23 protein-coding genes and 1 other RNA gene are annotated in these 22514 nt (G+C 57.8%); 7 read left to right on the top strand and 17 right to left on the bottom strand.

Going from position 1 to position 22514, the window contains the following annotated elements; all coding sequences use genetic code 11:
- From C449_RS04995 to C449_RS04960, 9 genes are read right to left on the bottom strand one after another with little or no spacing between them, the layout of a single operon-like run.
- Positions 1 to 705, bottom strand: coding sequence for a molecular chaperone TorD family protein (locus tag C449_RS04995; protein ID WP_006076871.1), 705 nt, complete (start codon positions 703 to 705; stop codon positions 1 to 3).
- Positions 705 to 1553, bottom strand: a complete 849-nt coding sequence (locus tag C449_RS04990) for an ethylbenzene dehydrogenase-related protein (protein ID WP_006076870.1) — start codon at positions 1551 to 1553, stop codon at positions 705 to 707. The genes C449_RS04995 and C449_RS04990 overlap by 1 nt, the downstream gene beginning before the upstream one ends.
- The gene (locus C449_RS18815) at positions 1550 to 1675 is read right to left on the bottom strand and encodes a hypothetical protein (RefSeq protein WP_275039163.1); all 126 of its coding nucleotides are present in this window, start codon (positions 1673 to 1675) and stop codon (positions 1550 to 1552) included. The genes C449_RS04990 and C449_RS18815 overlap by 4 nt, the downstream gene beginning before the upstream one ends.
- A complete protein-coding gene (gene narH, locus C449_RS04985) occupies positions 1668 to 2831 on the bottom strand; it encodes a nitrate reductase subunit beta (RefSeq protein ID WP_006076869.1) in 1164 nt (387 codons plus the stop codon). Before narH ends, C449_RS18815 begins: the two co-directional genes overlap by 8 nt.
- Entirely contained in the window at positions 2828 to 5956 is a 3129-nt protein-coding gene (locus C449_RS04980; RefSeq protein ID WP_006076868.1) for a molybdopterin-dependent oxidoreductase, read from the bottom strand. The genes narH and C449_RS04980 overlap by 4 nt, the downstream gene beginning before the upstream one ends.
- Positions 5953 to 6141, bottom strand: coding sequence for a hypothetical protein (locus C449_RS04975; RefSeq protein WP_005046215.1), 189 nt, complete (start codon positions 6139 to 6141; stop codon positions 5953 to 5955). Before C449_RS04975 ends, C449_RS04980 begins: the two co-directional genes overlap by 4 nt.
- Positions 6134 to 7585 carry a cytochrome b gene (locus C449_RS04970; protein ID WP_006076867.1) on the bottom strand — a complete coding sequence of 484 codons (1452 nt, stop codon included), beginning with the start codon at positions 7583 to 7585 and terminating at the stop codon, positions 6134 to 6136. The genes C449_RS04975 and C449_RS04970 overlap by 8 nt, the downstream gene beginning before the upstream one ends.
- Positions 7586 to 7591: 6 nt before the next feature.
- Positions 7592 to 8272: a QcrA and Rieske domain-containing protein gene (locus C449_RS04965; RefSeq protein WP_006076865.1), complete on the bottom strand. Its 681-nt coding sequence runs from the start codon at positions 8270 to 8272 to the stop codon at positions 7592 to 7594.
- A 3-nt stretch (positions 8273 to 8275) separates the two neighbouring features.
- On the bottom strand, positions 8276 to 8917 hold the full coding sequence (locus C449_RS04960; protein ID WP_049913922.1) for a hypothetical protein: 642 nt from the start codon (positions 8915 to 8917) through the stop codon (positions 8276 to 8278).
- Positions 8918 to 9273: 356 nt separating this feature from the next.
- Here C449_RS04960 and C449_RS04955 point away from each other — a divergent pair, with 356 nt between their 5' ends.
- Complete coding sequence (locus tag C449_RS04955) at positions 9274 to 9951, top strand: helix-turn-helix domain-containing protein (RefSeq protein WP_006076863.1); 678 nt, start codon at positions 9274 to 9276, stop codon at positions 9949 to 9951.
- 36 nt (positions 9952 to 9987) lie between these two features.
- Positions 9988 to 10173, top strand: a complete 186-nt coding sequence (locus C449_RS19050) for a DUF7560 family zinc ribbon protein (RefSeq protein WP_449271583.1) — start codon at positions 9988 to 9990, stop codon at positions 10171 to 10173.
- 65 nt (positions 10174 to 10238) lie between these two features.
- Here C449_RS19050 and C449_RS04950 read toward each other — a convergent pair whose 3' ends face one another.
- The 3 genes from C449_RS04950 to C449_RS04940 form a co-directional block, all read right to left on the bottom strand.
- Positions 10239 to 10793, bottom strand: coding sequence for a hypothetical protein (locus tag C449_RS04950; RefSeq protein WP_152415653.1), 555 nt, complete (start codon positions 10791 to 10793; stop codon positions 10239 to 10241).
- A gap of 264 nt (positions 10794 to 11057) precedes the next feature.
- A complete protein-coding gene (locus tag C449_RS04945) occupies positions 11058 to 12143 on the bottom strand; it encodes a hypothetical protein (protein ID WP_006076861.1) in 1086 nt (361 codons plus the stop codon).
- Positions 12144 to 12261: 118 nt separating this feature from the next.
- A complete protein-coding gene (locus C449_RS04940) occupies positions 12262 to 12882 on the bottom strand; it encodes a DUF7509 family protein (protein ID WP_006076860.1) in 621 nt (206 codons plus the stop codon).
- Positions 12883 to 12980: 98 nt separating this feature from the next.
- On the opposite strand from C449_RS04940, the gene C449_RS04935 reads away from it, so the two are divergent.
- Both C449_RS04935 and ffs read left to right on the top strand, forming a co-directional pair.
- Positions 12981 to 13406, top strand: a complete 426-nt coding sequence (locus C449_RS04935; RefSeq protein ID WP_049913921.1) for a helix-turn-helix domain-containing protein — start codon at positions 12981 to 12983, stop codon at positions 13404 to 13406.
- A gap of 61 nt (positions 13407 to 13467) precedes the next feature.
- Positions 13468 to 13781: signal recognition particle sRNA (gene ffs / locus C449_RS17415), an RNA gene on the top strand.
- A gap of 105 nt (positions 13782 to 13886) precedes the next feature.
- On the opposite strand, the gene C449_RS04930 is transcribed toward ffs, so the two are convergent.
- The 4 genes from C449_RS04930 to C449_RS04915 form a co-directional block, all read right to left on the bottom strand.
- On the bottom strand, positions 13887 to 14924 hold the full coding sequence (locus tag C449_RS04930; RefSeq protein WP_006076858.1) for a halocyanin domain-containing protein: 1038 nt from the start codon (positions 14922 to 14924) through the stop codon (positions 13887 to 13889).
- A gap of 5 nt (positions 14925 to 14929) precedes the next feature.
- Complete coding sequence (locus C449_RS04925) at positions 14930 to 16090, bottom strand: multicopper oxidase domain-containing protein (protein ID WP_006076857.1); 1161 nt, start codon at positions 16088 to 16090, stop codon at positions 14930 to 14932.
- Between the two features lie 138 nt (positions 16091 to 16228).
- Entirely contained in the window at positions 16229 to 16927 is a 699-nt protein-coding gene (locus C449_RS04920; protein WP_006076855.1) for an IS6 family transposase, read from the bottom strand.
- 97 nt (positions 16928 to 17024) lie between these two features.
- Positions 17025 to 17411 carry a group I truncated hemoglobin gene (locus tag C449_RS04915; RefSeq protein WP_006076854.1) on the bottom strand — a complete coding sequence of 129 codons (387 nt, stop codon included), beginning with the start codon at positions 17409 to 17411 and terminating at the stop codon, positions 17025 to 17027.
- 220 nt (positions 17412 to 17631) lie between these two features.
- Here C449_RS04915 and C449_RS04910 point away from each other — a divergent pair, with 220 nt between their 5' ends.
- The 3 genes from C449_RS04910 to C449_RS04900 all read left to right on the top strand — a co-directional run bounded on the left by C449_RS04910 (position 17632) and on the right by C449_RS04900 (position 19880).
- The gene (locus C449_RS04910) at positions 17632 to 18210 is read left to right on the top strand and encodes a hypothetical protein (RefSeq protein WP_006076853.1); all 579 of its coding nucleotides are present in this window, start codon (positions 17632 to 17634) and stop codon (positions 18208 to 18210) included.
- Positions 18211 to 18220: 10 nt separating this feature from the next.
- The gene (locus C449_RS04905; RefSeq protein ID WP_006076852.1) at positions 18221 to 18604 is read left to right on the top strand and encodes a cupin domain-containing protein; all 384 of its coding nucleotides are present in this window, start codon (positions 18221 to 18223) and stop codon (positions 18602 to 18604) included.
- Between the two features lie 94 nt (positions 18605 to 18698).
- Positions 18699 to 19880 carry a hypothetical protein gene (locus tag C449_RS04900; protein ID WP_006076851.1) on the top strand — a complete coding sequence of 394 codons (1182 nt, stop codon included), beginning with the start codon at positions 18699 to 18701 and terminating at the stop codon, positions 19878 to 19880.
- 220 nt (positions 19881 to 20100) lie between these two features.
- Here the strand turns inward: C449_RS04900 and C449_RS04895 are convergent, their stop codons facing one another.
- Positions 20101 to 22407 (bottom strand): amino acid permease, encoded by a 2307-nt coding sequence (locus C449_RS04895; RefSeq protein WP_006076850.1) that lies wholly within the window; start codon positions 22405 to 22407, stop codon positions 20101 to 20103.
- Positions 22408 to 22514: the final 107 nt, after the last annotated feature.

Here is a 22514-nt window from a genome sequence, read left to right as displayed (position 1 = left end):
TCACTCGCCCTCCAGCTGTTCGAGGAGTTCCTCGCGATCCGTAGCGGTGAACTCATCGAGCAACCGAGCAAACCGTCCATATGCACCCGTGTTCGGTTCGTTGTCGATGCGCTCGACGACGCCCTCAACGAGAATTCGGAGGTGACGGTCGAGGAGATCGAGCCGTGCCCGTGCGGCATCCGGTCCGTCCTCGACGGCTTCGCGCCGGGCGAGATAGCCAGCAAACTCCAACTGGAGGACGAGGTAATCGTGGTGTTCCCGGTTGGACGATGCAGGTCGTACCCCGTAGTAATCGTAAGCCCGCGCGAGATCGAGGTTCACGTCGGTCCACGACGCCTCGGGTCGGTAGGCTGATTCATAGAGTGGAACCGGTGGTTCGTCAGTCGAGAGCGTACCATCAGTCCGGTCCTCATATTCCGAGTAGCCAATAACGAAGAGGTCGTTGTACCGGGCGCAAAACGTATCGTAGTCGTCGTCGGTCCCGACCGCCTCCGTGGCGACATCAAGAGGTGTCCGAGCGAGCAGGTCGTCGAGGTGCTCGCGGAGGTCGTCCTCGGCAAGCGCGGTGTGGAGGCTCTCGGTCGGGTGTTCGAATGCACTAGCAAGTAAGGCGTACACTGTTCCGCGGGCCGCCGCATCCGGTTCGAGATCCTCACGATCGAGTGGTGGATCATCGGGTTCCGGTGCAGGAACGTCGGCCGTCATCAGGTTCCACCCCGCCTGACTGCTGTTGCAGTGACGACGGCGACAACGGCGATAGCGATTCCTGCAATGGTCCAGAGTACCGTCTGGTACGGCGGCCCCTCTGGCCCGGGTCCGAACGGAAACGTATACCACTCACTGACAGCCTTTTGCCCCGCGCGCTCAGTGTTCGACCCGTTCCAGACTGCAAAGGAGACGGGCACGTCCTGGTCCATCGCCATCGAGCCGCGGTTCGTTTCGTTGGCAGCAAGGCTCCGCGAGAGTACCACGTGCCATCGACCATCTCGATATGTGGCGTTGGTCGAAATAGCGGTCTGATTGAACGGCGTCGTCGTCCCTGGACCGGCGGCCAGGAGTTCCTGCTGACCCATTGCACCGTTCCACCACCAGACGTTCACCATCGCTTCGGGGCTCCCCATGGCGATACCGGGCTGTTGGCTGACGTTTGCTGGCAACTGAACAGCGATGGCATCGCCGTAGGAATTGAGGCGAGGTGCTTCGTACTGAGACGGCGTGACGTTGCCGTCCTTTGTCGCGTCCGACCACGACGCTCGGAGGAAGAGCCGCTGTTGCGTATGAATCGCCTCGACGTTCGCTCGGCTGATGGTGGTGTTATTAGCATCCGGCACTTGGCTCGGGGCACTCGACAGCGGGACCGTGACAGTTGACGCGTCGTTCCATACCGAAGCCGTCGGATTCGAGACCGAGTCAGCTTCCGATTGAGATGCTTCCATAACTGGAATCTGATCGGCGGGCGCTCCTGCAACGAGCATCGGGGCGAGGGCTGCAGCAAGGACGAACACCGCCGCGACGAGCAGTTTCCGTGCTATCGCTGTGAGGTCCTCGGTCACCTGTTGAACACCTCGGGAACACCGTTCCGGCACGCCCGAACTCGCGCCTTCTGGACGCTCATTCGAACGCCGCTGGAAGCGAGTTCCAGCGAACTCGACGGTTCGACGCGTCGCTTACTCACCGTCGAACGCCTCCAGTCGATACTGCTGAGCCGGGTTGTTGGTGGTGAGGATATCCATGAGCTCGCTGTCCTCACCGCGTCGAACCCTGTCGCGATGACGCTCGATGGTGTCGAGCGCGTCATGCACTCGATCACCGAACAGGTTCTCGAGGAGAGGGCGCGGGATCCGCTCAACGTCGATACTCTCGCCGTCCTCGGAGTGTTGTGGTGGAGCGAACGGCGGGATGTAGTAGACGTTCGGTTGGGTGTGATAATCGGGGTGGAGCGGGAGCGCCACCTCGTGTTCGTTGACCAGCTTGTGAATCGGTCCTTGTTCGTCGTCCAGGAAGCCGACCATCCGGAGCTGAGGCGGGCATTCCGTCGCACAGGCGGGCGGCACCGCATCGCCGTCGTTGAGGTTGAAGTTTCCGTCGCCCGATCCCTCGCCTTCGAGGCGGGGATAACAGAAAATACACTTCTCCGAGCGCTTGCGCATGACATTATAATAGACCTTGTTGTACGGACACCCCTCGACACAGTAGCGATAGCCGCGACACCGCTCTTGATCGACGAGAACGATACCGTCCTCCTCACGCTTGTAGATCGCCTTCCGCGGACAGGCTTCGGCACAGGAAGGATGGGTACAGTGGTTGCAGATGCGCGGGAGATAGAAGTAGTACGAGTTCGGGTACTCGCCCGCACCTTGGTCTTCGTCCCAGTTCGCTCCCCATTCGGGGTTCTCTCCCTGTGGGCGGAGGGGTGCGTCGCTCCCGTCGTACATCACCTCGGTATGGTTGAAATCCCACGCTCGGCCGTAGTCTTCCTGCGATGGGATGGAGGTGTCCCCTTCCTGATAGTCGAGATGCTCCTGATTTCCGGCCTGTTCGGCCGATTGGTACCCACCGTCGTCGTCCTCCCAGCCGCGCGGGTAGCCCTTTCCGGGTTGGGTCTCGACGTTGTTCCAGTACATATACTCGCGGCCGCCGGAATCGGTCCAGAGCGTCTTACAGGCGATCGTACAGGTCTGGCAGCCGACGCACTTGTTGAGGTCCATCACCATCGCTACCTGATGGTCGATCCCGTCTGCGATGTCGATTTGTTGCCCGGACTGAGCCGTGGTGCTCTCATTACCACTGCTGGTCTCGTTGGTGGCGTTCTGCTGGTTCTGTGAGCTCATTGGGAATCACCGCCGGAAGCCTCATCAGGCGCATCGCCCGGAATCACGTCGAGGTCGGACGTGTTACCGCTGGTCGTCGTGTTGGTACTCTCACTGCTTGTTGTCGTCTCGTTGCTTGCCGTCCCGTCGGTCGTTCCACTTGTTGTATTCATTGTGCCAGAGTTAGCGGTGGTCTGATTCGCCGTCGTGGTTCCCGAACTCCCGTTTTGATCTTGGGCGGTTGTAGTGGCAGTCCCCTCACCCGTCGCTTCGTCTTCGACCAGTTCGACCTCGACGTGGACGTCGCTATTAACGCCAGTTGGCCCCCAGTAGTTGGGGACGAATTCGAGGTGTTCGCCGCTGTCTGCGGGATACTGCACCAGCTGCGTCGGCTTCATGTACATCCCGACGAGCGTGTTGAAGTTCCCGCGGCTCGGGAACTGGAAACGCTCCCACGCGAAGTAGAGCTTCGCCACACCGGGCTGGGCACTGGGATAGATCTTGACGCTGACCTCGATTTCGTCGAGGTCATTGTAGACTCGAACGGTATCGCCGTCCTCAATACCGCGCTCTTCGGCGTCGTCGGGATGCATGTAGACAATGGGTTCACCCCGCTGGAGGCGGAGCATATGCTTGTTGTCCCGCCACGTCGAGTGGATCGACCACCGTCCGTGAGGCGTGTTGTACTGGAGAGGGTACTCTTGCTCGGACTGAAGCACTTCAGGCTCTTTGTACGTCGGCACTGCCTCACCGAGATCGAGGAACCAGTCGTGGTCGATGTAGTACTGCTGGCGGCCGGTGAATGTCGGCCACGGGTTCTTCTGCTGGACATAGCGCTTCCACGGCGTGTACGGTTTGCCCTCCTCCAGTGGTGAGGTCCAGTGATCGCCCGCCGCCTCAAACCGTCGTGGGTGCTCAACCGTATCGTCGAACGTGATTTGGCTATCGCTCCCCTCGGGATTGGTCTCCTCGGAGTGATCGAGTATGAACTCGGAAGCCGCTTTGTCCTCTTTCAGTGCATCCGGTTCGTCGTCCGGCCAGTTTCGCACGTAGTCGTCGTGGACGCTCGTGAGGTCGATCTGACGGTCGAACTCGCGGTCCTGGATCGGACTCAGATTCCGTTCCGTTGCTATCTCCTGGACTTTCTTCGCGATTAGCCGGAAGATCTCCCAGTCCGTTTTCGACTCGCCCAGCGGTTCGATCGCCGGGGTAAACGGATGGACGTACGAGTGCATGTCGGTCATATTCAGGTCGTGTTTCTCGTAGTGGCTCGCGGTCGGCAGCACGATGTCGCTGTACAGTGCCGTCGAATCCATCCGGAAGTTGATATCGACGATGAGATCGAGTTTCGGCCAGAGCACGTTCTCGATGGCGATGCCGCCCTTCGACTGGTTGAAATAGTTACCTCGCCAGCAGAAGAAGACGCTCGGATCGGGGCGCGAGCCATCCTCACGCTCCTTCGGATAGACAGGCATCCATCCCTTGTCGATGGATTCCTGAATCCGCTGTCGAGTATCGGGTTCGACGTTTCCGAGAATGTCGCCGTGGAAGTACGTCCAGAGCGTTGTCGGAACTGCCCGAACGCTCTCTGTCGGGAACGAGAGTTGTTGCCAGCCATTGTATGTCCAGATCTTCTCTTGGCCGACGTAGTGGTCGAACCCAGTACCCTGTCGACCGATGTGACCCGTGAGAGTCACGAGCAGCTGGATCGCCCGGTTCCCGAGATCGTTGTGATACCAGTCATTGACGCCCTTGCCGTGGATGATCTTGCCCTTGTCTACGTTGGCGAACTCGCGGGCGATCTCCTGGTGGGTCTCCTCGCCGACGCGGGTGAGCTCGTGTACGCGTTCGGGAGTGTAGTTCGACAGCTCCTCGGTGACATGCGACCAGACCGATCGGACTTGCACGCTCCCGTCCTGGAGATCGACCGATTGGTTCACATCTAACTGTGGATCGAAGTCCAGGGCGATGCTCGCACTGTCGTCGTGTTTCCCATCACGATTGCCGAGCGATCCCGGGGCGTTCCGAAGATTGCCCTGTTGATCGACCATCGCAAACACTTTGCCCGCCTCGCCGCTGGTCGAGAGGCTCGGAACGTCGGCGACGCGAAGGAACTTTCCGGAGTCCTCGCGGACGAGGAAGGGCATATCCGACTGCTCTTTCAGATGCGCTTCGTCGTAGAGATCCTCGTCGACGATAGTCCGAGCCATTCCGAGCGCGAGTGCCGCATCGGAGCCAGCCTTCGGTGACAACCAGTCGTCACAGTGGATGGCGGTCTGGGAGTAGTCGGTAAAGATTCCGACCCGCTTGGTGCCTTTGTATGCGGCCTCGAGGAAGAACTTGGCATCCGGGATCCGAGTGACATTGATGTTCGATCCCCACGCGATGATGTAGTCAGCATCGTACCAATCGGCACTCTCCGCGTTGTCGGTCTGCGTACCCCATGTAATGGGTTCACCCGGCGGCAAGTCGGAGTACCAGTCGTAAAACGAGTGGCTCACGCCGCCGATGAGGTTGACGAACCGCGATCCCGAGGCGAATGAAACCGGACTCATCGCCGGGATCGGCGTGAATCCGGAGATGGCATCGTAATTGCCTCCCTGGACTTCTTCGATGACTTTCTCGGCGATCTCGGTGAGGGCTTCGTCCCACGAGATGCGCTTCCATTTCCCCTCACCACGCTCCCCGACCCGCCGCAGAGGGTGTTTGATGCGCTGTTCGGCGTTCACGTAATCGGTGTAGCACGCTCCTTTCTGACAGCCACGCGGGTTCGAAGAAGGCAGTTCGTCGTTGATCTCGGGATAATCGGCGGCCTGCTCCTCGCGCCAGACCTGGCCGTTTTTGACGTAGACGTTCCACGAGCAACTCCCCGTGCAGTTGACGCCGTGGGTGCTCCGGGCTACCGAGTCCCAGTCCCACTTCTCACGGTAGAAATCCTCCCACTCTCGATACGGGTAACTCCCGATGTAGTCCGATCCATCGACGTTCTCGATCCCGCCCATCTGAGTAAGCTCGTCGCCGATGGTCGTCCCGGTCAGGCCGAGTGCGGTCGTGAGACCGAGTCCTTTCAGGAACCCTCGGCGACCGACACCGCTGTTCGATTCGTCTGTGTTCTCTATGTCCACGTTCGATTGGTTGTCACTCATGATTGTCTCCCGATGAATACTGTCGTGAGTCCGAGTACCGCTCCGCTGATGCCGAGCAGCAGTCCAGCCATCGTTGCGCCGCCGACCTCCAACCCCGCTACGATGAGTGCGAGGCCAGCCAGTTTCGTTGCATAGTCGAGTAGCCGATACACTCGACCGTCCACTGTCACGCGGTGGTCAGTCATCTGCCTCACCTCCCGAGGGCGACGAGTCAGCAGTCGGATCATCGCTCGGTCCGTCGGTTGGTCCGTTCTCTGACGTCGGCTTCATCGACCGTGATCCACCATCTGCGGCAGGTTCGCCGCGTTCTTGTGACTCTTCCCGGCCGTTACCGCGAAGGATGTAGTACGTAATCGCCCCAGCCACGAGAGGATAGACCAACGTTGCGACAAGCAGTATGTTGTTGATAGTACCAGTCGAGACAGCGATGACGTCCGCGAGGATGTTGTTCATCCCCGCAATCGACGCGATCATGATGAACGTCACTGCCGCGACCCCGACAGCAGTCTGCCACGGGCGTCGCAGGGGATTGACAGTGAAATGAGTTGGATCCTTTCGGTAGTCGATGAACGGCCACAGGAACACCAGACCGAACACGATACCCGGGAGGACCACCCCACTAAGGAACTCCGTCGAGACGTGGATATCGGTGAACGGAACGGTGAAACTCATCCACGACGGCATCACCTTCAGGAAGCCGAACACCCACATCAAGAACCAGTCGGGCATGATGAGCTCGGGCGTGCTCGCTGGATCATTAGGGCCGTACGCTGCAACGTTGTGGACGGGGAGAAATCCAGCGAGTAGGGAGACGAACGCCAGGGTAAGGAAGAACACCACGACGCTTACTGCGGCCTGATTCGGGAACGCGGGCAAGCCAATGACGTACGTATCGTCATCTTTCTCAACCGTTTGTTCACCCGCTACGTCGCTGCTCCGCGGACCTTCGGTGTGCTTCTGTCGGATTAGTATCGCCATATGAACCCCGATCAGCGCCATGATGGCGACTGGGATGGCAAAGACATGCAGGAAGTAAAACCGTGGAAGAGTAGCGCTGGAAGGGTACTCTCCCCCGAACACGATTTTTGAGATGATATCACCAACTATCGGTATCGAGTTGGCGATGCTATACCCGATGCCGGTCGCGGTGCTGGCGAACTCGTCGAACGGCAGCGAGTACCCAGTATACGCTGCAAAGATGGCCAGCAGAGCGAGCAGACCGCCGACAACCCAGTTCGGCTCGCGGGGGTTACGGTACGCTCCGGAAAAGAACACGCGGAGCATATGCAGCCCGATCGAGGCCACGAAGAAGTGGGCGGCCCAGTGGTGTAGCCGCCGGAGGAACATCCCGAAGGGAATATCATAAGTGATGTAGAGAACACTCGCGAACGCTGCTGGGAGCTCCTGATCCTGATACTGGGCAACGCTCCCATCGTATGTGACCTCAGTAGTACTCGGTTCGAAAAAGAATCCGAGGAAGATACCCGTCATCACCAGCAGGAAAAACGTGAATAGCGCGACCTCGCCGAGCAGGAACGAGTCTTCAGCCGGGAAGGCCTTCCCGAGGAACTTGCTGCTGTCTTCGAGGTCGAATCGCCTGTCAAACCAACCGTAGATGCGGTTCAACATACGCTCTCACCCCTGTACCCCGACTGCTCCGTCGAAATCCCCGGTGGCGATGAGATAGCCATCGCTGGACAGCGTGATGGGGAGCTGCGGAAGTGGCCGGGGCGGCGGCCCGCCGACGACCGATGCCCCCTGAACCGGATTGAACTTCCCGAAGTGGCAGGGACAGACCATCGTTTGGCCTTCTTGATTGGCCACCATACATCCCGCATGCGTGCAGACTTTCGAGTACGCTGCATAGCCCCCAACGGTGAATTCGAGGTTCGTCGGCTCAGCGTACTCCTCTTCGGGGAACCGAACCAGCAAGGTCGGCGCATCTTCGAGCCCCGGTCGCGGCTCAGGAAAGACGGTCATGAAGTCACCCATCTCCAGCTGGTTTTCGCCGATCTGGTTGCCGTCCGCATCCACGAGCGGCACGCTATCGCTATAGATGGGACCGTCGTATTCGCGCTCGAACACGCGGGTCAGTCCCGCAAGCGGCGCGGCCAGGCTCCCGACCGCAGTCAGGCCACCAACTGTGGCGAGGATCTTCGCCATGTCTCGTCGGTCGAGTCTCCCACCCTCACCGTCGTTGGGTGTCGATTCCGCACCGCCGTCAGCGCGAACGCACGGACAACTCTCGCACGAGTCGGTCGATTGGTCCTCGGCCGTGGGTCGTTCGTGGTCAGTTGGTTGATTTTTGTCCCTCATGGATCAGTGCTCCCGCTTCTCCGCGACTTCGACGTGTGGCATGAACCAAGCGTAGTACGCGACGGTCAGTGCGGCCAGCGACAGGAACAGCCCCGTCGCGTAGAGGCCGAAGTACTGCGTCCGGGCCAGTGTTAGGTACTCACCTGTGAATAGTGCCGAAAACACGATGGCGAGCACGGTCAGCGCTCCCATCACGATGATCCCCTCGTTCGATCCAGTCGCGTCGTGGTACTCGACGAGCCAACGATTCTCCGCGGTCAGCCACGAGGGGCGATTGACGCCACCGTCCGTCCGCTCATCTGGCGGCTCCAGTTCACGTTCAGCATCATCCTGCCCGGAGTAGCCGCCGTCGGAAACGACTGCTTCGGCGTCTGGATCGGATGGTCTGACAGCGGTGTTCATGAAGCGATGAGCACCTGCCAACACGCCGTAGAGCCCGAACAACGCGATCCATACGATGACACCGACTTGACTTGGTGAGAGTTTGTTCGGCAGATCGACCGGGCCACTAAGGGGCTGGATTTCGCTAACGCTCTGGTCGATCTGGATTTCTTCGCTGGTCGCTTCTCCCTGGATCCCGACGTACCACATCGGAAGCAGCACCAGCGCGATGAGCACGCCAATGACGAGCGTTTCTCGCCTCATCATTGGATGGTCCACTGATTCGTTCGCATCACTTCGTCCCTCTCTTCGCCACCCCGGTCCACCGGTGTCGATACGTTTGGCGACGTGCGCGCCGAGGCTCGAACACCGTGACCATATCAATTCTCGACACCAACGGGGTGTGAGTCCCCTCCCTCCATACTGGGGGAGTTCAAGTACTCCCTCAGGTCCTAACTTCCCCCACCCTACTCCCATCTTCCCATTGTTCGGCGAAAAGACGGGATAGCGTTCCGCGGTGGCTAGCTGACGAAGCGGGCTCCACCCTGCTACCGTGCTGATTGGCCCTTCCGAACATGTTCGTCAGTAAACTCAAGTGAGTGGCTAAGCGACACCGGTGTATGGGGGACGGTATCTTCGCCGAACTTGAGGTCGGAGGGCCTGCCTCATGCCGACTCCCAACAAAGGGGACCGAGACGGCTGCGACAATTAACAGCATCACGCGGAGTACGATACCGACAGAGGACGAAGCCATCACTGAAGAGTTCACCGTCGAACAGGTGAACGGGAGAACGCGGGACGACTCCGACGACACCGCACTCGACGAAATCAGATCGATGACTCGAGTATTCGATACTGACTCGGAAACCGTCTACCGATTCGATCGCGAGAGACGGGGCTGTGTCTGCGACCGAGTCGAAGCGCTCGGCTGTCCGGTTCGGGACGTCACCGTCAACGGTGACCAGGTCACCGTCACGTTCTTTGCAATTGATATCGAGACGCTTCAGACTGTGATTAGGGATCTCAAGGATCGGTTCGAAACTGTATCGGTTCGCCGGCTGCTGCGGTCGGATGCAGACGAGGCAGAAAGTGACCTCATGTTCATCGATCGGAGCATGTTCACCGACCGTCAGCGCGAGGTGCTCACCGTCGCACACGATATGGGCTACTTCGCTCACCCACGGGAGGCCAACGCCGAGACAGTCGCGGGGGCGCTTGATATCACGGTCTCGACGTTTGCTGAACACCTCGCGGCCGCTCAGTCGAAGCTCATGGACTCGGTTCTCACCCGATCGTGATATTAACTCCCAAACAATTGTGGGTGGCTCTTTGTAGTGGTGTACTCGAAGAGATTGCTCGTGACGAGCAGGGGTGCAGGCCAGCGGTATGATTTCCGATGTCCGCACTGCGGCGAGTACGTCCAAGTCGACGCCGATATGATGGAGCTATTACTCGCGTCGGGCTGTGTCGCCTGTGGTGGCCCGATATCGACAGAGGCGTTCAGTAACCACAGTAGGTGAGCCTGTGGTAACAAGAACATTCCTGAATCACTCGAAGTTCCGCTCCCTGAGTAGGTGAAAGAGGTTCACAGCCAGTTTGGCGTCGGGCGGTGCTCATACGCTTCGATATCATGAATAGTGACTGGACGATCGTCTGCATCGGGGAGGTTGAGGTCCGCCGCTTCGTACATATCGTAGAGAATTCCAATCTGTTCGTAGAGCCCGACCTGGTTGAGCAAGTCGATACCGTATTCGGTGACAGCGTAGTATTTTCGCGGAATTCCGTTTGGAACGGGATCGTCCGTCTCGGCATCCATCGTCTGAATGATGGAATCGTCGCGGTGGGCGAGATCGCGGAGGTGGTCACGGATGGTGCTCTCGGTGATGTCGTTCCGTGCGGCAAGCTCAACGGCGCTCAACGCACCGGTGGGACTGGCGAGAATCTGCTGAAGGAGGCGGACCTTTGTCTGGGTGAGAATCGCGCGGAGATCACTGAGGCGGGCGGCATCCATCTCGTGCTCTGGGAAAGCAGTCTTACCACCACTGCTGTCATCGGTGACGGTAGACGCGTGCTGCACCTCCTTAGACATATACGTCGCTTGGTCTCCTATCGCTATGTGTTTTGCGACGAGTATCGACAATCCTGAATCGGGGGTATAGGGACTACTAACTGATCTTCGGGATTTTCTTATTATAGATTTTGACTTGTTGAAGTTAGAGTGTGAAATAAAGAGAGCGTATTTTGGATCTCTGTTCAGTGGTATGGGTAGTGTGCTTCCTGAAACGATTTAGATAACTTAAAATTATTCAATCGAATTTCAGCCATCTCTGATTAGATTTATCTATATTATTATTTTTTACCGATGCGTGCTATGGACCTTGTTTAGATGCGTGAGATCACAAAGTCAGTCAAGGTGCTCGGGGAGTTTGAGGAGATCATCCCTCACAATTGTGTCAAAATCCTGGTTGAGATTGCTCGTAAAGTATCTCCTCGTCCAATCTTGTTCCGTCAAAACGATGTCTGAGTAAGCAATTGCAGGACTTAGTGACATGAGATCATTGAGATCGTTTCTATCGATAGTACCCTCTAATTCGACATTTCGTGAAAAGGTCAGCGTCAAATGGATGTACATCATAGGAAACTGACGGAGAAATTCACCTATTTCATTATCGTCGCCCCTGATCCAGGACCTCATCTCTCCGACATTAGGTATACTAACAGCAACACCTCGCGTATCACATACTTGGTTGATGAGTGGCCGAATATTGTCGTTAAAGTATCCAACCATGTTCCTCCGCATGAATCGTTTATATTCGTCGGGGTCCAAGTCATCATAGTTGAACAATCTCTGATCAGCAAATTCCTTCAATTCAAGTTCGTAGCTTCTATCACTCAATTTTGGTAGCATAGACTGATGGCCAAATACCAGCTTAAATCCGTACTTTGACCGCATAAGAGCGCGTACTAAGTCAGCTCTATCTTCATCTAATTCATTCAAATTTTGAAATGCATTCTCGTCTTTTCCCAATATGGAATGGGCAATCCCCCTCTGAAAAATCTGGTTTCGTACATCTGGATCTTTCTCTTGTTCTCTTTCGACGAATAGCTCTACTTCCTTCCTTTCTATATCAGTAGCCGGAGATATAGTGTAAAGATTAGAAATATCACACATGAGGTCAAGAAGATCCATACGACTATCATCATCTGATCGTGAGGCGGTTTCGATCAAATGGATAATAGAAAGCGGATAAACAGCCTTGCCTGCTGAAGACGTTCGCTCTATCAACTCCAGTACTTCCGCTATTTCAGGATCAGATGTGTTGCCTCGGCGTTGTTCAGAAAGTTGGATCCACTGCTTCTGGTCCAAATATACAATATCCATATCCTTTTCGATTTCCGGCATATCCCATGCCTCTTTCAACATCTGATGAGCAGCATGGTAGTGCATCTTGAGCACGGTTATAAGTCCAAAATCCGAGTCTTGAGACATGCTTGTAGGTCAATCGCGATGGATGGTCTTTACTTTACAGCTCAAGCCGCCCTAACTGTCGAAATATATGAATTACGCATGGGATCTATACATGGTATAGTCTCATCTTGCATCTCGATCAGTCCAGACTTTCGAGGTCTCCGCGGCGTTCGCGTTGCATGATGCCGCCCGCGAATCGTCGGAGAGTGGCGACGAGTTCTTCTTCAGTTTCGTACGTCTCGACTCGCAGGTCCCACCGCATATTCGCCGATCGAATCATCGCACTCGTCACGTCGTCTTCATGGACGAAGACCAATCGATCACCGTGTGTTTCTGCGAGGTTTTCGAGAATGCTTCCGGCTTCTTCTCCGACGCCGAAGTTGTGACCGAGAAACGGAACCACGAACGCGGTCGCGTTGCTGCATCGGGTGTACTCGATGCTCTGGGTCACTGCATCTACATTGTTAGTGTCCACCTCGACATCGAGGGCCAGAAACGCATTCACACCGGGAGTCATCCGAAGCGCTCCCTCCACCCGCCGTAAGAGTGTCTGCGCTGCGTTGATCTCGTCCCTGTTCTGGAAGACTCGGCGCAGCGGCCCAGGGAGGTCTTCGATATCGATCTCACGACGTTCCTCCTCGTTGAGGACGTAGCTGAGGTTGAATGACTTGTACGGTCCCATCAGGTAGAAGAGAAAGCGGTCGTATTTCACGCTCCCCAACCGCTCGGCGATCAGTTCACGCGTAATCTCCACGGACATGGGTGGTTCCTGCTCGGGAGCGAATATAAAAGATGCTGTTTTCGAAATTTCTTGGCTTGACAAAGGCTAAGAGTCTTCCACCCGTGTTCTGGAGCAAGATGGCGATCGATCAAACGCGTACAATCGGCGGGGACTTTCCGGATGACCCAGAAGATCTGCTGCCGACAGACGGCATTCTCAGCCTCGATGAGTATCTCGAGATGCACGCCGCCGTCGGGCACCGTACCCGATACGAGATTTGCTACCGGCTCGTCCATGGCGGGGAAATGAGTCCCAAGGAGCTTGAGGAAGTGATATCCATCGATGACAGCACCCTCCACTACCACCTCAACAAGCTCGTCGATGTCGGTCTCATTGAGAAGCGCCAGCACACCGAGCGAGGACAGGACGGACTATATACATATTATCGGGCGACCGTGTTCGGAGAGGTCACGCTCAGTGAAGGCATCGATGAACTGATCCGCGGCGAGCAAGAGTTCGAAGAAATGTACGACAGTTCGACTACACCTGAATCTGAGTCCTAACATGTCGATTTTGGGAAAATAGAGCCTGCGAAAAGCGCTTGTGTCCGAAGCGCTTACCCCAAATCGGACTAGGTCGGGCAGTTAGGCCCTGCTCGTCACCCGCAACACGGTCTTCAGCGGGGGCCGAACCCTGGGTGCGTCCGGACAGACCAGCACGGGCCCCGCAAGCCAACGTCGAAGCCTCGTCCGTCGGGGGCGGCGGTCCACGGCCACTCGTCTGCAGGGACGACTCGCCGCGGTTAACCGGCGGCAGTCCGTCAGGCGCGGAAGCGAGCAGCGGACCGCCGGACAGTCGTCGCTCGCCGGGTCGCGGGGTGGAGAAGGCACGCGGGCTTCCCCGTGCCGGAACGTCGGGCAGCCCCAGACCGTCCATCTCCCCTACTTCTGTTCCGAAACCGATCGGTCAGCGTGGAACTGGGTCGTTATGACGAGAACCGCTTCACGAGTGAGCGTTTGGTACGCCCCCAGGGATGGGGGATCTCATCCTTGTCGGTCGGATGTTTCGGTCGAGTCGGCGTCACCAGTTCCATGAATCGCAAGGAACACGCCGAATGCAACCGGTGAGAGAACCGCCATCAGACCGCTTCCGGCCAGCGCGCCGCCCCACGGCGTCGACACCACTTCGCCGATCGTCGGGAGATCGGGATTCCCGACGACGATCAACCCCTTCATCCCGAGTTCCTCGTACGCCGGACAGGAGTATTTCACGACGCGATTGCCGGTGAACGTCCACTCGAACGCCTCGCCAGTTTCTTCGTCGAAATCGGTCCAGAACGACTCGTCTTCGGCAACCACGCTAAGCGCGGTGTTGTCCTCGATCCGCCGCCAGACGACAGTCGTCTTCGGGTTGATATGGATCGCCGGTGGTGAGAACGCGAAATTCCCACCATTGCCTGCTGCACCCACCTGAATCTCAACTCGATCACGGTCGGACAAATCGACGACGTTCTCGAAGTTCTCGGTATCGTCGAGCCAGCCACCGTACGGTGTCGACGATTCACCACTGGCCTGCTTCGATCCGGTATCGATGGTCGCATCAGCACCAACGAGGACTGCTCCTCGCATTCCCATACTCTTGTGCGGCAGGCAGGCGTATTTGACCGCCCCCTCCGTCTCGAAGGTGTGTTCAAACGTGTGGCCGGCCTCGCTTGCTATGTCACTCTCGAACGCGCCGTTTTCGGCAACCACGTTGTGGCCACCACCCTCACCTGTCCACTTCCACGTGACTGTCGTCCCAGCGTCGACGCGAATAGCCGGCGGCGAGAACGCGAAGTTCCCGCCGTTACCCTTCGCACCGACGCTGATCTCGATTTGGCTTTGTCCCGTCTTGTCGACGACGCTCTCGTAGTTGCTGACACCGCCGAACCACCCGCCTGCAGCGTCGCTTCCTTCCTGTGCGCTAGCAGTTCCTGCCGTGGCTCCGATCGCTCCGACGCCGACTGCCGTCCCGCCAGCGGCCTTCAGGAACCCTCGCCGGTCGACCTGCCTCGCACTCGGTTGTACTCTCGTTGCTTCCATTGAGATCACTCTCCGTCGTAGCCGGCGTACTCCATGAGCTGGGCGAAGATGTCCGAATTCATTGCCTCGCGATAGACGATCGCCCCGAGCATCCCGCCAGGATAGCTGTCCCTGTTCATCACGTGGTGGACTTTGTGGCAATGCAGGAGGTAGATACCGGGATCAGCATCGGCGGTGAACTCGATGGTGCGGCGTTCCGCAGGGGCGATGTTGGCGACATCTTGAGTGTATCGTGCGGCTTCAGGGATCTGGCCACCGTCGGATTCGACCACCTCGAAGCGGTGGTTGTGGGTGTGGAGCGGATGGGCCATGTACCCGCCGTTGACGAGGTGGACTCGAACCGAGTCGCCCTTGTCGACGATGATCGGCGAGCCATCCTCAGGGTGGAAGGACCGCGGCGCGCTCTTTCCGTTGATGGTGAACACGTCGGGGTTGCGTTGCCGCGGGCTGTACTGGGCGTCCTCGCCGGCCATCATCCGGTTGAGTCGCGAATCCCACTCTTTCACCGTCATGAAGTACTCCTTGTCGGCGGGCTCGTACCCCTTCGGATCGATCCGAAGAATCCCGTACATCCCCATGTCGATGTGGCGATGGGTCTGATAGTGGCAGTGATAGAAGTGGGTCCCAGGGACGTTCGCCGGGATGGTGTAGGTGTGTTTCTCACCGGGGCCGACTTCGATGCCGGTCGTGGTCGGCACGCCGTCGTTTTTCCACGTGGTCTGAGACCCGTGGAAGTGAACCGTGTGCGGGCGCATCCCGTTCGAGTTGTCCAGCGTCACCTCCATGTCGTTGCCCTCGGTGGTGCGGAGGATCGGCCCTGGAACGCTCGCGGGACCGTCGTCGGCCTTGAACGCCCAAACCTGGGGGAGCTCAATCGGTCCGCCCATCGTCTCCTTCGGGTGGACCGCGTGTCTGCACTGCTGGGTGCTGAGCGTCACCTTCCCACCCTGTTCGTCGACCTGCACGACCTCGGGTGGGGACGTGTACGGGAGTTTACCGCCGTCGCCACTCACGTTTGCCGGTGGGTCCCCAAGGGTCGGGTTCGTCGACGATTTCTGGTCGATTGCCGTACAGCCCGCCAGCACTGCCGTGCCGACACCACCGCTTGCCGCCAGGAATTCACGCCGCGAGATACCCGTGCCGGGTGCGCCGATACGGTCGGTCATGATACAGTTGATCGTTCGAGAAGTGAGAGAATAAACCGCGAACCCAATTCTCAGCGACTGGGAACGGCGCTACACGCACTCGAGCTTCATAGGTGTTTTTGATCGGGCTTCGAGTACACATGTATGCGGTCGGCACTGCTAGATTGAGCCCTCCCGTTCGAGCGCTTCGATCGGCGGCTGATTCTCCAGCGCTTGGTGGCTCCTGAGACGATTGTAGTAGGCGGTGTAGGCAGTCAGCCAGCGCTCGGCGCTTGGCTGACTGCCGTTCCACGTCTCGTGGAATCGACCGACACGCATGGTGTAGGTCTGGAACAGTTTCTCGACGATGTTCCGGTCGGAGTAGTTGAGGTCGCCGAGAAGATCGGTTTTAGCCAGTGCCGTCAGGTAGCCCATGCCGTCGACGAGGAACTCCGCGTCGGAGACGCGGTGTTCCTCTTTGAGTTCGCGTAAGAATGTCGTTGCGGGCTCGGTGCCGCGATTTTGAGAAAGTCGTGCGTGGAGCACGACTTTCGAATCGACATCGATAGCGGCGTAGAGCCAGACCTTCCGCTCTTCTTCGAGTTGGATCTGTTTCTCGTCGACGGCGACACGATCAGGTTCGGCGGTGAAGTCCTGGTCGTAGTGTTCAGCGTATGACTGGTACCAGTGGTGGATGGCGGCTCGGGTTCGGCTGACGCCGAACCACTCGCAGAGGTCGCAGCACTCCGCCAGCGACGCTGCGGCGGCGTGAGCAGCGCACGCCAGCCTGATCAACCAGGCTGGCGTGCTCGTCCGATCCGTGTCCAAAAACGGCACATCCGAGCAGTTCGTGACCTCTACCTGGAGTTCTTCGAGCATGGTTCCAACCGCCTCGAAGAACTCCGCTCAGTTCAACCTCAATCTAGCAGTGCCATGCGGTCACTCCGGTTGGCTGGGAGAGAGTTGTTACAGGGTGCTACTGGCCGACGACGTCGTCTTCGAGCGTCGCGACTTCCTCAATGATGGTTTCGACATGAGGTTCTGAGACACCGTTCGCGCGGAGAGCGTCCGCGAGATGCCCGGCAACGTGTGAGAACGCCTCCTCGGTAATGGCCATTCCCTCGTGAGCATTCTGCATATCGTCGCCTTCGTAGTCGACGGGACCACCGGCCACAGCACTGACGAACTGGACCTGGTGAGCGAAGAGAGCGTCCATATCGGTCTCCTCGAAGTATGGTTCCAGAAGGGGATCGTCGAGGACGCGCTTGTAGAAATCCGAAACTACTGCTTCGATAGCCTCGTTACCACCGATGTCTTCGTACATCGAACTGGTTGCTGACATCATCAGTGGATGGAGGGTCATCAATTAATGTCTTTACCCGAATGGATTTGGGGTGTGTGAGGACCACAACCGAGAGACGTAACATCATTTGCTGTCGAGAAGTAACTTCCGCAATTCTTACACGATTTGGTCAATCGGCCACCTGAGAGAGGAATTCGTTGTGGAGGGTGGCAAAATTCACCCGGGTAACCCGAACAGGTTCGGGACGGCACCTACACTCGCTCGCATCCAACACGCAGCTATGTCCGATTTCCCGTCACCGTTCTCGGGATCAGACGACGCTATCTTCGACACGTACGACGAGTTCGTTCCCGACCATCTTCCGGAGCCAGGAACGTTTCTCGACGGCCAAGACCTACTGTCACAAGAAGATCACGCGGCGTTCCACAGCCTGACGAAACAGTTGTTCGAAGAGCGGGGAGTCTACGACATGACCTTCGGCTATAACCTCGCTCAACTCAATCTCGACCACCGTCATCCGAGTGCTGGCTATCGGTATGCGGAGGACGTCGACGACCAACGGACGCTTCATGCCGAGTTCACCCCAACGACACCGTTCTGTCCGCAGAGCCACACGCTTACGGTCGGTTCGTTCCGTGCGTGGAACGGGTTGACGAAACGTCATGAATACGATCTCGTCAGTGTTCGCGTTCATCCGATGCATCATCGAAGCGGTGAGATCAACGACGAACTCGCCGATCTCGAAGATGAGTACCTCGAATCAGGAGACGACGCTTGTACTACCCCATCAGAAGAGGGAGGACAGGGAGTCACACCGACAGACATTGGGCAGCGATCTGGCCCAACCACGCCCTTTTGATATAAGATAGATGGTTAGCACTGATTTCGATACAGAACGCGCGTACAACGACGAACAGTTCGCAGCTCAGACCGTCTCAAAGAGCGAGCGGATGAAGGTCGCCCTCGGCTACTTCGGGCCAGGACAGTTCATTCCGGTCCATGCCCCCGACAGCGACGTCACGATCGCTGTCCAGTCAGGAACTGGTGTGATCCGCGAAGGGTCAGAGGAGCACATCGTTGAGCCAGGCGACGTTGTCGTCGTGAAAGCAGGGACCGATCGAGGAGTGAGGGCCGATGACACGGAGTTGGAAGCATTACTGGTGACGGCCCCACCGCCGTCGGACGCCGAACACGATCCTGTTAGAGCAGGGATTCGGCGCGATGAGTTCGATCCACAAGCAGACGACGGATAGATGGGTCGAGTCTCAACTATCGAACGAGTCAATCGATGATTGTGACAAATACATCCCGATCGCAGCGGCAAGCGTCTATCTGTTGTGAAGCGGGATGAGCGCAGCCATCGTTTCACGGTGGGCGCGTCGATATGTCCTCATTAGTGCTCTGTTCCTGTTAGTGTGGCAGATCGGTATGCTGGTCGGTTTCCCGCGCCGAACGGAGGTGCTGCTCGGCATGTTCGGGTTCGTCCTCCACATGATCTTTGGGAAGGCCTACTCGCTCGTCCCGTCGTATTTCGAACGTGAACTCGAAATCACTCGTGCGCCCGCGGTACAGTTTCCCCTCACGGTCGGTGGAACATGTAGTCTTGCCGTTTCGTCAGTTCTACCGGGTTTGGAGTGGCTTGAGCCCATTGGTGCGATCCTCTGGGGACTCGGTGTCGGCGTGTTTCTCGTGGGCCTCCTCTGGACGATCCGTGGAAATCTCACTGGAGAAGCGACTGGAACGGGGGAAGCGAACGCCGACCGACGCTCAGTAGATCGGGTTGCAAACGGGTTCGTTCCGGTCGCACTGGGCTACTTGGCGATCGGCTCATACGAAGCGGTCGCGATCCACACTACTCTCCCGATGCTCTTTGACGGGTACTTTCCACGCGTCTCCCATCTGCTCGCGGCGGGAACGGCGACAATGCTTGTCTTCGCTCTCGGATTTCGATTGCTTCCGCGATTTCTGGTTGCCTCCCCACCCGCACGACTCGTCATCCTTGTGCTTCCAGCGGGAGCGCTCGGACCGCTACTCCTCGCAACGACGCTCGGCAGCAGTAGTACGTGGTTCGCACTCGGCGCGGTTATTGAAGCCGTAGCTGTGATCGGATTCGCCCTTGTATATGGGGTGCTGTTCGTCCGGTCGGAGCGCCGACGTGTCGGATTTTACGGCGTGCTCACCGGCGTAGCGAGTGGCGTACTAGCGATCATACTGGGGTTGTCATTCGCGCTCGGCCACCTTACGCCGTCGTTGGCGCTCGCTCACTTTCGACTCAATGTGCTCGGCTTTCTGGGACTCACCATCGTCGGCGTCGCATACCAATTCTATCCTCCCGCTATCGGGACTTTTCGGGGGGCGTCCAATCACGCCGCCTTGCTTTCTATCGGATGCCTTGCTGGTGGTCTTCTCATTCAAGTGGTTGGCCTTGTCGTTCCACTGAGGCTCCTGATTCTGACCGGAGAGCTACTGACGCTCATCGGAACAGTTGTATATGTCTACCAGATTATCGCTGTATTCCACGCACGGTGATATGCGATGTACATTTGAAATAATGTTCAACGCTCTTATGAAGGAGATTGTTGGTGGCGATAGCGGGGTTCGCTCCGAGCCCGTAGAACCCTCGATTGACCCGCCGAAGGAGCCTGCCGTTCTCTCCAGATCAACTCATCCAGAACAAAACCGCCGGACGGCCCCCTACCAATAATGTGCTTCGTAAGAGCGTTATGCATTAATGATGGCTGGCTCATTGTCATTTTTGGGCGAATATGGTCTCGGGGTCATCGACCAGCGCGAGTGGGTCGTCGATTCCAGATTGGTCGAGGCGTTTGGTGCCACGAATAATACCAACGTTTCCTGTAGCTTCCTGACTGATACGCTCTGCAATCGATCCGAACAGAATTCGTGAGATATCTCGTTGCTCGGAGAGCCCGACACACACAGTATCGTATTCCTCAACAGCGTCGAGAATCGCTGATTCAGCGTCTCGGGCGATGATGACCTCGGATTCGTATTCGTCAGGGGCGAGGCCCGCCCGTTCAGCGACCCATCGGATCGCCGCAGTTCCCCGTTCAGTCGGCGTGATGTCGCCATCGTTATTCGGTGGTTGGACGTTGAGGAGAGTCGGGATGGTCTCATCAACAGTTGCGAAATCGACAGCACGTCGGGCGGCCACAGGAGAGTGTGGTCCCGGCCCCGCCAGCGCGACAGGTGTTCCGATCGACGGCTGCTGAATCTCAACGAGTGAGACATCACACGGAGCCTGCTTGACGACCGGATCGATCGTCGAACTGAACGCGTGCTCCTCTCGATCCAGCGTTCCGGACCAACCCAGAAGGGTTTGGTCAGCTGTCTCCTCTTCGATGACGTCGAGAATCGCCTCACCAGCCTGTTCGGCAGTTATCGCACTGGTTCGGAGATCGACGTGCATCTCCGCCGCGATATCACGGGCGTTTGCGAGGAGAGTTCGCTGATGTTCGAGCCGTTCGGATGCGATATTCCGCTCGGTCGATGGATCGACCTCGATGATGTTGATCGCAATAAGCTCGGGTGTTCCCTCATCAGCGTGTGCACGCGCGGTGGCGGCAGCGAGCCGTAAGAGTTCGCGTTGTGTCTCTGGGTTCGCTACCGGCACGACCACCCGATATGGTTCGACGGTTTCCGGGACGTTGCTTGTTATTGGAAGTTTGGCTATCGCCGCCTGAACGGGATCCTCGAACGCATCGTCGATAAGCCCTGTTTCTATCGCTTGTCCTCCAACGTAGACGACGTACCATACAACGCCGAAGATGACGACCCCGAACCCAACGAGGATGACCTGCAGTTCCATCTGCGAGATGATGACGAAGGTCATCACTACGCCGAGTACCGGCACAGCCGGATACAGGGCAGCCGGAATTTCGAAGTCCGGTTCGTAGACGTCAGGATCGGCACGACGGAAGACGACGACAGCGATATGCACCAATCCGTACGTGACGAGAAAGCTGAAACTAGCTACTTGCGCCAACAGGGCAACGATCTCCTGTACTTGGAGTCCGACGAGAATCAGCAGTCCCGTTACTCCACCGGTCGCCATGATCGCTCGGTGGGGAGTGGCAAACCGATCGTGGGTGACGTTCAACCGCTCGCTCATCAAGCCATCACGTCCCATCGCGTAGATGACTCGTGAGGCGGCGAGGACCGACGAGTTTGAACTCGAGATAGCCGCGATCGCCGCAGCGATCGTGACGGCTGCCACTCCGATGACCCCGAGCATAGTGATCGATGCGACTTCCGACACCGGGACGAACGAATCCCCTAGTTCCTGATACGGCACGACACCGGTGCTGATGATCATGATCGCCGCGTAGAGTATAGTCACCAACACCACCGAAAGGATCATCGTCAGCGGAATAAGCCGCCCTGGCTCCTCGATTTCTCCGGCGACAGTGGCGATTATCTCGAAGCCGAGGTACGTCACGAAGACGATCCCCGTCGTTGCGAGTACTCCCGACGGTCCCGTCGGCGCGAAGTCCTGGAGGTTCCCGGGCTCGATAAAGAACACCCCGAGTGCGACGTAGGCGAGAACGACCACGAGTTCCGCACCGATCATGAGGTTCTGTGCGCCACTGGACTCGTCGGTGCCGTAGAAGTTGATCCCGGTGATCAGCCCCAACCCGATGAGTCCCAACAGAACGACGAGCACTCGTCCATCGAGGAACGGAAGCGGCACGACGATGTACTGGCCGAATCCGATCATGTAGAAGGCGCTTGCGAACATCAATCCGGACCACATTCCCCAGCCGACGATGCTACCGAAGAGTCCGCCGAGCGCGCGGTTGACGTAGTGATAGCTGCCACCAGCGATCGGCATTCCAGTTGCTAGCTCCGATAGCGACACCGCCGCAAGCAGTGCGACGACGCCAGCGATCACAAAGGAGATCGAGCTCGCGGGTCCAGCTCCCTCCGCGGCAAGCCCAGGGAGAATGAAAATACCGGCTCCGATCATCGTCCCGCCGCCCAGCGTCATCGCCTCGAGAAAACCGAGGTTGCGTTCTAATTGGCCCGCTTCCTCACTCATCCGTTCACCACTGTTGTGTCATCGGTCGGTTGTGATCGGCTGCAACATTCGGTTGACAGTAGAGCGGGCAAGTGAATCACGGGAGGATACCGGGCGCAGCGTATTCG

It is taken from the genome of Halococcus saccharolyticus DSM 5350 (assembly GCF_000336915.1).
In the GTDB taxonomy this organism is placed as follows: Archaea; Halobacteriota; Halobacteria; order Halobacteriales; family Halococcaceae; genus Halococcus; species Halococcus saccharolyticus.
This window is presented reverse-complemented; position numbering and strand designations above follow the sequence as displayed.

Bases quoted from the DNA above. Each gene is read 5' to 3' on its own strand.
- C449_RS04930 (WP_006076858.1), bottom strand. From the start codon at position 14,924: ATGGAAGCAACGAGAGTACAACCGAGTGCGAGGCAGGTCGACCGGCGA.
- C449_RS04965 (WP_006076865.1), bottom strand. From the start codon at position 8,272: ATGAGGGACAAAAATCAACCAACTGACCACGAACGACCCACGGCCGAG.
- C449_RS04925 (WP_006076857.1), bottom strand. From the start codon at position 16,090: ATGACCGACCGTATCGGCGCACCCGGCACGGGTATCTCGCGGCGTGAA.
- C449_RS04960 (WP_049913922.1), bottom strand. From the start codon at position 8,917: ATGAGGCGAGAAACGCTCGTCATTGGCGTGCTCATCGCGCTGGTGCTG.
- C449_RS04935 (WP_049913921.1), top strand. From the start codon at position 12,981: ATGGCGATCGATCAAACGCGTACAATCGGCGGGGACTTTCCGGATGAC.
- C449_RS04905 (WP_006076852.1), top strand. From the start codon at position 18,221: ATGGTTAGCACTGATTTCGATACAGAACGCGCGTACAACGACGAACAG.
- C449_RS04955 (WP_006076863.1), top strand. From the start codon at position 9,274: ATGGGGGACGGTATCTTCGCCGAACTTGAGGTCGGAGGGCCTGCCTCA.
- C449_RS04995 (WP_006076871.1), bottom strand. From the start codon at position 705: ATGACGGCCGACGTTCCTGCACCGGAACCCGATGATCCACCACTCGAT.
- C449_RS04900 (WP_006076851.1), top strand. From the start codon at position 18,699: ATGAGCGCAGCCATCGTTTCACGGTGGGCGCGTCGATATGTCCTCATT.
- C449_RS04940 (WP_006076860.1), bottom strand. From the start codon at position 12,882: ATGTCCGTGGAGATTACGCGTGAACTGATCGCCGAGCGGTTGGGGAGC.
- C449_RS04975 (WP_005046215.1), bottom strand. From the start codon at position 6,141: ATGACTGACCACCGCGTGACAGTGGACGGTCGAGTGTATCGGCTACTC.
- C449_RS04920 (WP_006076855.1), bottom strand. From the start codon at position 16,927: ATGCTCGAAGAACTCCAGGTAGAGGTCACGAACTGCTCGGATGTGCCG.
- narH (WP_006076869.1), bottom strand. From the start codon at position 2,831: ATGAGCTCACAGAACCAGCAGAACGCCACCAACGAGACCAGCAGTGGT.
- C449_RS04915 (WP_006076854.1), bottom strand. From the start codon at position 17,411: ATGACCCTCCATCCACTGATGATGTCAGCAACCAGTTCGATGTACGAA.
- C449_RS04945 (WP_006076861.1), bottom strand. From the start codon at position 12,143: ATGTCTCAAGACTCGGATTTTGGACTTATAACCGTGCTCAAGATGCAC.
- C449_RS04895 (WP_006076850.1), bottom strand. From the start codon at position 22,407: ATGAGTGAGGAAGCGGGCCAATTAGAACGCAACCTCGGTTTTCTCGAG.
- C449_RS04910 (WP_006076853.1), top strand. From the start codon at position 17,632: ATGTCCGATTTCCCGTCACCGTTCTCGGGATCAGACGACGCTATCTTC.
- C449_RS04980 (WP_006076868.1), bottom strand. From the start codon at position 5,956: ATGAGTGACAACCAATCGAACGTGGACATAGAGAACACAGACGAATCG.
- C449_RS04970 (WP_006076867.1), bottom strand. From the start codon at position 7,585: ATGTTGAACCGCATCTACGGTTGGTTTGACAGGCGATTCGACCTCGAA.